At 65.6% G+C, this 8,508-nt stretch carries 7 protein-coding genes; 4 read left to right on the top strand and 3 right to left on the bottom strand.

What is annotated here, in order from left to right:
- Positions 1-1,143: 1,143 nt before the first annotated feature.
- From ACT6Y9_RS06335 to ACT6Y9_RS06325, 3 genes are all read right to left on the bottom strand, one after another.
- On the bottom strand, positions 1,144-1,293 hold the full coding sequence (locus ACT6Y9_RS06335; protein WP_443743901.1) for a hypothetical protein: 150 nt from the start codon (positions 1,291-1,293) through the stop codon (positions 1,144-1,146).
- Positions 1,294-1,803: 510 nt separating this feature from the next.
- On the bottom strand, positions 1,804-3,285 hold the full coding sequence (locus tag ACT6Y9_RS06330) for a tyrosine-type recombinase/integrase (RefSeq protein ID WP_443743900.1): 1,482 nt from the start codon (positions 3,283-3,285) through the stop codon (positions 1,804-1,806).
- 89 nt (positions 3,286-3,374) lie between these two features.
- Positions 3,375-3,692 carry a YqhA family protein gene (locus tag ACT6Y9_RS06325; protein ID WP_443743899.1) on the bottom strand — a complete coding sequence of 106 codons (318 nt, stop codon included), beginning with the start codon at positions 3,690-3,692 and terminating at the stop codon, positions 3,375-3,377.
- Between the two features lie 161 nt (positions 3,693-3,853).
- On the opposite strand from ACT6Y9_RS06325, the gene ispF reads away from it, so the two are divergent.
- The 4 genes from ispF to ACT6Y9_RS06305 form a co-directional block, all read left to right on the top strand.
- A complete protein-coding gene (ispF, locus tag ACT6Y9_RS06320; protein WP_443743898.1) occupies positions 3,854-5,074 on the top strand; it encodes a 2-C-methyl-D-erythritol 2,4-cyclodiphosphate synthase in 1,221 nt (406 codons plus the stop codon).
- A 122-nt stretch (positions 5,075-5,196) separates the two neighbouring features.
- Entirely contained in the window at positions 5,197-6,054 is an 858-nt protein-coding gene (locus ACT6Y9_RS06315; RefSeq protein ID WP_443743897.1) for an RNA methyltransferase, read from the top strand.
- A 41-nt stretch (positions 6,055-6,095) separates the two neighbouring features.
- Positions 6,096-6,923 (top strand): serine O-acetyltransferase, encoded by an 828-nt coding sequence (gene cysE, locus ACT6Y9_RS06310; RefSeq protein WP_443743896.1) that lies wholly within the window; start codon positions 6,096-6,098, stop codon positions 6,921-6,923.
- A 183-nt stretch (positions 6,924-7,106) separates the two neighbouring features.
- A partial coding sequence (locus ACT6Y9_RS06305; RefSeq protein ID WP_443743895.1) for a radical SAM protein occupies positions 7,107-8,508 on the top strand: 1,402 nt, incomplete at its 3' end.

Raw genomic sequence — 8,508 nt, 5'->3', positions numbered from 1 at the left:
TTAAACAATGGAACAACTATGCCGCCCATCGGTTACGGCGTTTTCCGCCCGGTCCCTCGCGCGCGCGGAACGGACAAGAAAGTCGCTCCCCCACGTGCAGATAGGCCCCTCTCCTGTGGCGTCAGCAACGTCCACCACGTGCAGGTAGGCGCGCCCCTAGAGGCCTCCTACGGCTAGCCACCGCGCCGTCCACGCGATCCACCACGTGCAGATCAACCACGCGGCCGCCCGATCCCTCACGCGCGGACCGGAGTCCCTTTTTTATGGCCTCCTCAAATTCCTCACAATCCTCACGCGCGCGCATGCGCGCGGAACGGTAAAGAAATTCGGTTCCTCACGCGCGCGAAGGACCGCCCCTTTTTATGGCCTGTTCAAATTGTTCATTTTCTCGATTCCTCACGCGCGCGCGCGGACTGAGCGGAAAATTCAGGATTGCGCGTGCGGAGCGGGCGCCCTTGGGGAACTTTCCACCAGGGCTTGATAGTTCCCTACGGCGGCCGGAACGGTGCGCTACGGCGCTCCTATGACGTTCAGGGCCCCGCCTCTTGCACGAGCTCGGGTGCACCTGGATCAAGCCGAGAGGAAGCGCATCAAGCCCTCACGCGCGCGCGCGTGCGCGCGGACCGGTGAAGAAAGTCCCTTACGCGCGAAGGACCGCCCTTCAATCGCATGCCATATGCGCATTAATGGGCAAAAACGATGGGAATTTGCACGCGCAAAAATTTGGCTAGGGGCGCGGTCTAGAGCCGCTTCCCCTGGACTTTTTACCCGCCCCTCCCCCTAGGGGCCGCGTGTGCGTCCTTGGACGCCGTTCGGGCGGCCTGCACGTCCCCGCCGCGCTGGAGCCGCATCAGCGCACGCGCCGCGCCCGTCAAGCCGGTCATGAAGCCCGATGCGCACGGCGTTCACCTCACAGCCAGGGCCGTCGCTCGGGGCCCTGGAGCGCAATCGTCAGTTCGGGAACAGTCCCTGGAGCCGTGGGCGCCGTGGGCGCCTGCACGGCCTCGGCGGCGTCGGCCGCGTCAGGCTCGACGGGGACCGCCAGGAAGTCCAGCCGCTCGGGCGGGTGCAACCGACTTCGGCGTGAGGGAGGTTCCCGCGCCGCTCCACGCGCACCGCGTGCGGCCCTCCAGCTCCCGATGCTCACGCTCGAACCGAGGGCGCGTTGTGGGCGACGTTCCCGATCATCACCGGCGCCGAGAAGCCGAAGGGAGGCGCCCGGGCCGCCCCGTGAGCGTCGTGCGCGTCGTTCTCGACCTCGGGGATCATGAGCACCGCCGCCGTGCGGGTCATGAAGCCGGCGTTCGGCTAGAGCCCGTGTTCGTCGTGCAGGCGGTCATGCTCGGGGCGCAAGCACCTGGACGCGCTCGACGTTCGTCACCGCCGCCGGCCGCGTCGTGCGCGCCCGTGAAGCCGAAGGGAGGCGCTCACCGAGCGGCCGTTCGTCCACGCCGCTACGTCGCTCACGCTCACCAGCGCGCGAGCTGGAGAAGCCAGGAACAGCCGTCCGGAGGGGCGCCGAACGCCGCGTGTAACTGATGCGTCAAGTTACGTAACTTCAGCACCACCCCGAAAACGCCTGCGGCTCTAGGGAGTAACCGTGTAACCCATGTAACCGAGATATAGGCGCATGCGAATGTTTGCGCACAGAGTTACCGCGTTACCCCTTTAATTGTTTGTACTACCTATTTATAGATAATTAAAAAGAATAAATAAGAAAGAGAAACGAGAGAAACGGGCAATCAAAAACCCCGCCGAGCATCTAGCTTCAGCGGGGTTCCAGCCGGCGGCGTCAGCGGCCGATCAGGCCTGAGGCGCCTCCTCGGCGGCGGCCACATCGTCGGGTTCGTCAGGCCACTTCCCGGTCATGCAGTAGCGGCCCCAGGCCTCCATGATTTCGCGAGCATGCCGCTCATGTTCCGAAGAAAGCCCGATTCGATAGTACGCATGCCCCAATGAGTCCTTAATCTCATGATCCAGGCAAAGATCAGCAATATCGCGATTGAAGCGAAGGTAGTTTTTATGATTAGGCGACGTCACCCAGGTCAGAAATGTCGATCTCATCGCGTGCGGCGTTACTTCACACAGTTCGCCGGTTGCCTTACTTTTCTGCGGATCAATCCAAAGGGGGAGCTCGGCACGATCTCGCATACGATTCATTCGGGCAATAACACGTCTCATTTTCATAACCGATATTGATCTCGGTCGATGGCTCCAACCATCCGGGAATACGAAAGGATTGCCCTCCCTACGCTCTAACCCCCGCAGGAGCTCCACCGCATAAGATGAAAGCATCAGATCGATCCCGCCGTCACGCTTCATTTTGGTCAATTCTTTGGGTTGATGCCAAATTCCGCGCACTAGATCTAAATGGTCCCAGCGAAGTCCGGAAACTAATCCCTGGTCCTTGCGATCATTACAGATTGAATCCTGACGCCCTACGGTCAAGATCATGAACTCCAACGCCCGTGCGTCCATCTCGGGCATTCGCCTCAGCTGTTGCATGAACTCCGGCATATCTTCCGGCGGGAGCGCACCGAAATGATGGGATGGGCGACGATTCCGCAGATACGGTTTACAAGCACTTTGGAAATACGAATCTCTAAGGCTGGCCGGCTTTTGATCGGAGTCTCGGTACCCCTTACCGTAAGCCCAGATACAGATGTCGTTGACTATCTTACGGGCCTTGACTTCTGAGGGATGCGAAGCGAGTTCTCGGTACTTCATTAAATCAACGCAGGCAATTCGATCTACCTCGTTGATCGGCTTCTCACCGAGTACCGGGTTAATCCAGTTTTTGAGAACGGACCGCGCCTTATCAGCGCCGCGAGAATCATTCACCCACACCCCAGTTGCTTGCGAGTCTTCCACCCACTCTTCCGCGACGATCTTGAACGGCGTGCGCTTGCGCTCTTCCGCCGCCGAAAGTTGTTTCGCCTCCACCTTGGCGCGCTCCACCCTTTCGCGTTCTTCCTTCGGATTGAGGCCCGCCGCGATCATCTGTGCGTACTCCTCGGCCTTTCGACGTGCCCCACTCAATGACACGCCTGGAGCCCTTTCGCCGTAGGCTCCTAGCCCGAGGTTAATGCCCTGCGGAAACGAGAGCGACGCCTGTTTCTTAAAGCACCAGCGCGCGAGTACGCCCTTCGTCCCGCGAGTCATTTCCAGCCGCAGGCCCGGATTACGTCCATCCGTGAGGGTTTTTACCTTTTTGTCGCTTGCGTCGAACGCCTTCAACGCGGCCTTGATCCCCTTGTCAGTCAGTTCTTTTGCTTTTCTCGGCATCGCTAGTACACCTCGCAAAGGTCCAGTAATTTACATGTACCATGCAGTGTACCTAAAACCATTGGCAGTGTACGTACCTCCATGCACTGCTATGGAGCATTTTTTGGAGCATTCTCAGGAAAATCAAAAGTAAATGGACTGTAGCGTACTTGCATGAACCTATGTGTGGTCCCGTAGCCCGAGAACATCACCATCACGAGGAGGCCGCCCACGAGACCCATGTCGATCATCGAGAGGATCGTGAGGATGAGGTCCGATTCGGAGAGCTCCATCACGTGCGGGAGCACGTGAAAGACCTCCTGATAGAACTTGACGGCGAGCGCGAGGAGCGCGCAGGAGAGCCCGATGTAGATGGGCGCGAGGAGCCAGCGCGTGGCGTACATGAGTCGTTCGACGAGCGTTTCCATGGGTTCCTGGGAAAGAGATGATGCGGGGGTCGATGCGGCGGGGTTGATGACGGGGTCCCGGTCGCGGGGTTGGGAATCCTATCAGTCAAGCATGCCCGCACACCGCTAGACTTCGAACTTCGAAACATTTTTCCCGTCCGATCATAAGAGGAGGCGGCTTCGTGTCCGAAACGTCCGAAACCCACATCTACGCGCTCATTCCCGCCGCCGGCGTCGGCCGCCGCATGGGCGCGGACCGTCCGAAGCAGTACATGACCGTGGCGGGCGAGCCGATGCTCGCGCAGACCGTGCGGGCGCTCGAGCGCGTCTCGCGCATCGAGCGGATCTTCGTCGTGGTGAGCGCCGCCGACGCCTGGATCGACGAGGTGGCGAAGACCTTTTCGCCGCGCGTGAAGGTGCTGCGCGCCGGAGGCGCGGAGCGCGCGGACTCGGTGCTGGGCGGCCTCACGGCGGCGCAGCTCCCGGGCGATGCGTGGGTGCTCGTGCACGACGCGGCGCGCCCCTGCGTGCGGCCTTCGGAAGTGAACCACCTGATCGACGAAGTTCTGGGCGACGCCCACGGCGACCTCGCGGGCGGCATCCTCGCCGTGCCGATGGCCGACACGGTGAAGCGCGCCGATCCGCAGCGGATGATCCTCGAAACGGTGCCGCGTGCGGACCTCTGGCGCGCCGCGACGCCGCAGCTCTTCCGCGTGGGGACGCTGCTCCGTGCGCTCACCGCCGGACTCGCGGGCGTCACCGACGAGGCGAGCGCCGTCGAGCGGCTGGGGCTGCCCGTCAAGGTGGTCTCCTGCCGGTCGGCCAACCTCAAGGTCACGGAACCGGGCGACGAGAAGCTCGCCGAACTCATTTTGGGAGAGAAGAACATGCAGGCGCCTCAGATTCCGCAGATCCGCGTGGGGCAGGGCTACGACTCGCACCGGTTGGTCGAAGGCCGCAGGCTCATCCTCGGCGGTGTCGAGATTCCGTTTGAAAAGGGCCTCGACGGGCACTCGGACGCCGACGTGCTCCTCCATGCCTTGACCGACGCGGTCCTCGGGGCCGCGGCCCTGGGCGACATCGGGCAACACTTCCCGCCCTCGGACCCGCAGTGGAAGGGCGCGGACAGCCGGAAGCTCCTCCGGGCCGTCGTTGAGCTCGCGCGCCGCGCCGGGTGGACGATCGTCAACGTGGACGCGACCTTGGTCGCCGAGCGCCCGAAGATCGGCCCCCACATGAAGGCGATCCGCGAGAGCGTCGCGCAGACCCTCGGCGTCGCGGTGGAGCAGGTCTCCGTCAAGGCGAAGACAAACGAAAGGATGGACGCCGTCGGGCACGAGGAGGGCATGATGGCGCAGGCCGTGGCGCTCCTCGTCAGGACGCCCGAGGCGTCCCGCGGCTGACGCCGCCTCCCTCCGGGCCCGGTGTTTTCACTGACCTGCGGGCCGCCGCCGTACAATAAGCGGCTCCGCTCAACCATCCCCTTTTTCCCTCCGGGCGGCCGCAGCGCCCTCCGACTTCATCCATGCAGCAAACGCCTGCGCTCTCCGGGCGCGTCCGCTTCATCCTCTGCGAGCCCGCGCATCCGGGCAACATCGGTTCGGCCGCACGCGCCGTGAAGACCATGGGATTCCGCGACCTGCGGGTCGTCGCCCCATGGGAGCGCGGCTACCGCACGCACCCCGAAGCGGTCGCGTACGCGACGAGCTCGGTGGACGTGCTGCAGAATTCACGCATGCACGAGACCCTCGCCGAAGCCCTCGAAGGCGTCACCTTCGCCTGGGCGATGACGGGCTACGACCGCGAGTACGGCCCGAAGCTCTCGCCCATGCGCGAGGCGGCGGGCAAGGCCGCCGCCTGGCTCGATCAGATGGAGGGCGACCTCGCCTTCGTCTTCGGCACTGAGCGCAGCGGCATGACGAACGAGGAGATCATGCTCTGCCAAGGGTGCGCGGCGATTCCCGCCGACCCGGCGAGCCCGAGCCTCAACCTCTCGCAGGCCGTGCAGATCGCCGCCTACGAAATGCAGATGGCGCTCCTCGCGGCCGAGGGGCGCACGAGCGAGCTCTACGACTGGCAGGGACGCTTTGCAGGGGATGAACCCGCCTCGTCCGAGGCGATCGAGGGGTTCTACGGGCACTGGGAGCAGGCGATGGCCGCCTGCGGCTACCACAACCCGAAGAACCCGAGGCACCTGATGGACATGACGCGCCGGATCTTCAGCCGCTCGGGCCTCTCGAAGAACGAGCTCGCGCTCCTGCGCGGCATCTGCGCGGCGATCATCGAGCCCAAGCGCGAGCGCATCGGCCGCAAGAAGGGACAAAAGGCGGAGCCTGCGCAGGCGCCCGGCTGCTTAGCGCAGACCGCCCCCGACGAAGACTGAAGCCGCCCCCATCCGCCGAACCCAGAAGGAAGCCCAAGGACATGTTTGAAGACGCCCGCGAACTCATCGCCACCATCAAGGAAAAGGACCCGGCCGCGCATAACACCGCCGAGATCCTCTTCGCCTATCCGGGCTTTCACGCCCTCATCATCCACCGCGCGGCCCACTGGTGCCTGCTGCAGGGTTGGGAGGGCTTCGCGCGCTGGGTCTCGCACGTCGGCCGGTTCCTGACCGGCATTGAAATCCACCCGGGCGCGAAGATCGGTCGCCGCGTCTTCATCGACCACGGCATGGGCGTCGTGATCGGCGAGACGGCGGAGGTGGGCGACGACTGCACGATCTACCACGGGGTGACCCTGGGCGGCACCTCGCTCACGAAGGGTGCAAAGCGCCACCCGACTCTGGGCCGCGGCGTTGTCGTGGGCGCGGGCGCGAAGGTGCTCGGCTCCTTCACGGTGGGCGACGGCGCGCAGATCGGCTCCAACGCCGTTGTGGTGAAGCCCGTTCCGGCGGGCGCCACCGTGATGGGCGTCCCGGGGCGCATCGCCGCGCAGAAGTCGAAGATGGACGCCCCCGCGGACGAGAAGAAGGCGGCCGAACCCTTCCACGCCTACGGCGTCGGCGCGGCGGACCGCGACCCGTACGCGAGCTCGATCCTCGAGCTCGTGCGCGTCGTCGAGGCGCAGAGCGCCGAGATCAAGCGGCTCTCCGAAACGGTGAAGGCGCTCGGGGGCGCGGCCGAACCGGAGGTCGCCATCTTCGATCGCTCGAAGCTCTGGCGCTCGGCCAGGGCCGCGATGCCGGCCGAAGCGGCCGACTCGCAAAACGCTGCGGCGAAGCCCGCTGTAGAAGAGGCGCCCAAGGCCTGACGGCTCCGCCGCAGACGGGCCGCCTGCACGACGCGTCCCGTCCCGTCCCGTCCCGTCCGTCCGTTCTCGACGCCCTCCCTTCTGCGCCTTCGCAGGGCCGCTCCGTCAATCGCCTTAGAGAAAGCTAATCGTTCTCATTTAGAATCAGGGCACCCACCCACCTCACCGTCCGGATGCCCTGCCATGCCTGAAGTCGTCGCGCAGCCTCTCTCCCAAACCGTCCCGTCGTCTCCGGCCCGGCCCGCCCGCCCTCATGCGCCGGACGTCGACCCGCGGCTCGGCGCCTTTGCGCTCGAAGAGCCGAAGGCCTCCGGGGCAGAGCGCTCCGACGCGGAGGCGCTTCACGGGACGGATGCGGCCGAAGCCCTGGAGATGCTCCTCGAGCGGACGCGCCGAGGGCCGACCGTCGCCGAAGTGCATGTGCCTTTCTGCGAGACGAAGTGCGAGGGGTGCGGCTGCTGGCAGAACGAATACCGGCAGCTCGAGAGCAGCCGCTACGCCGACGCCGTCGTGAAGGAGATGGCCGTCTGGAGCGGAACGCACGCGCAGTCGGGCGCGCCCGTGCAGGCGCTGCGGATTGGCGGGGGCAATCCCACCGCGCTCGAAGCGGTGGACATCCTGAGGATTCTCTCGAATGCGCGGCGGCTGCTGCCGCTCGCGAACGACTGCGAGGTGGTGATGGAGGCGCGCGTGCATCACTTCACCGAGGAGAAGATGGAGGCGGCCTTGGCCGGCGGCGTCACGCGCTTTGAATTTCCCGTGCGGAGCTTCAACACGGCCGTGCGCCGCGCCGTCGGACGCGTCGAGGATGGCTTTGAGGCCGCGCGCCTCTTGGAGCGCCTCGCGCAGTACGACGAGGCGGGCGTGGCGGTGGAGTTGAACTACGGCCTTCCGGGACAGTCGCTCGACGTCTGGGAGAGCGACCTGAGGACGGCCTCGAGCCTCCCGCTCGACGGCCTCACGCTGCGCGCCGCGGGCGAGCCCGACTTCCCGGGCGCCCGCGTGAAGACCGAGCGCGCCGCCGGGGCGGAGCTCCTCGCGGAATCGCACCGCCGGGCCTGCGGCCTTTTGGCGGGCGAAGGCTGGGACCGGCGCACCTCCGTGCGCTGGGGGCGCACCGAGCGCGACCGGAGCCTCTTCGAGGCCCTTGCGCTCGGCGACGCCGACCGCCTGGTCTTTGGTTCGGGCGCCCAAGGTCGGCTCTTCGGGTGGACCTACCGCATCGAAGGCGCTCTGGAAGCCTGGTACTCGGCCGTCTGGATGGGCCGCCGGGCCGTTGCCGAAGTCTCCCGGCCCGAACCCGCCTGGCGCGCCGCGACGCTCCTCGTGCGCGGCGTCTTCGAAGGGCGCTTCTCCGTCAAGGCCGTTGAACGGCGCTCCGGCCTCGTGCTCGCGCCCGTTCTTGAACCGCTCATCGCGCAATGGCGCGCCGCGGGGCTCGTCACCGGAGGCGCGGACTGGATCCGCTTGACCGATGCCGGGTGCTTTCACCATGCGCGGCTCGAGAGGGCGGCGTACGACTGCGTCAACGCCCGCGCGGCGCAGCTCCTGGAGCTTCCCGCTCCGGCCCTGCGCCGCCGCGGCG

The organism is Sutterella sp. (assembly GCF_052272535.1).
Taxonomy (GTDB): domain Bacteria; phylum Pseudomonadota; class Gammaproteobacteria; order Burkholderiales; family Burkholderiaceae_F; genus Sutterella.
This window is presented reverse-complemented; position numbering and strand designations above follow the sequence as displayed.

Bases quoted from the DNA above. Each gene is read 5' to 3' on its own strand.
- ACT6Y9_RS06335 (WP_443743901.1), bottom strand. From the start codon at position 1,293: ATGACCCGCACGGCGGCGGTGCTCATGATCCCCGAGGTCGAGAACGAC.
- ACT6Y9_RS06330 (WP_443743900.1), bottom strand. From the start codon at position 3,285: ATGCCGAGAAAAGCAAAAGAACTGACTGACAAGGGGATCAAGGCCGCG.
- ACT6Y9_RS06325 (WP_443743899.1), bottom strand. From the start codon at position 3,692: ATGGAAACGCTCGTCGAACGACTCATGTACGCCACGCGCTGGCTCCTC.
- ACT6Y9_RS06315 (WP_443743897.1), top strand. From the start codon at position 5,197: ATGCAGCAAACGCCTGCGCTCTCCGGGCGCGTCCGCTTCATCCTCTGC.
- cysE (WP_443743896.1), top strand. From the start codon at position 6,096: ATGTTTGAAGACGCCCGCGAACTCATCGCCACCATCAAGGAAAAGGAC.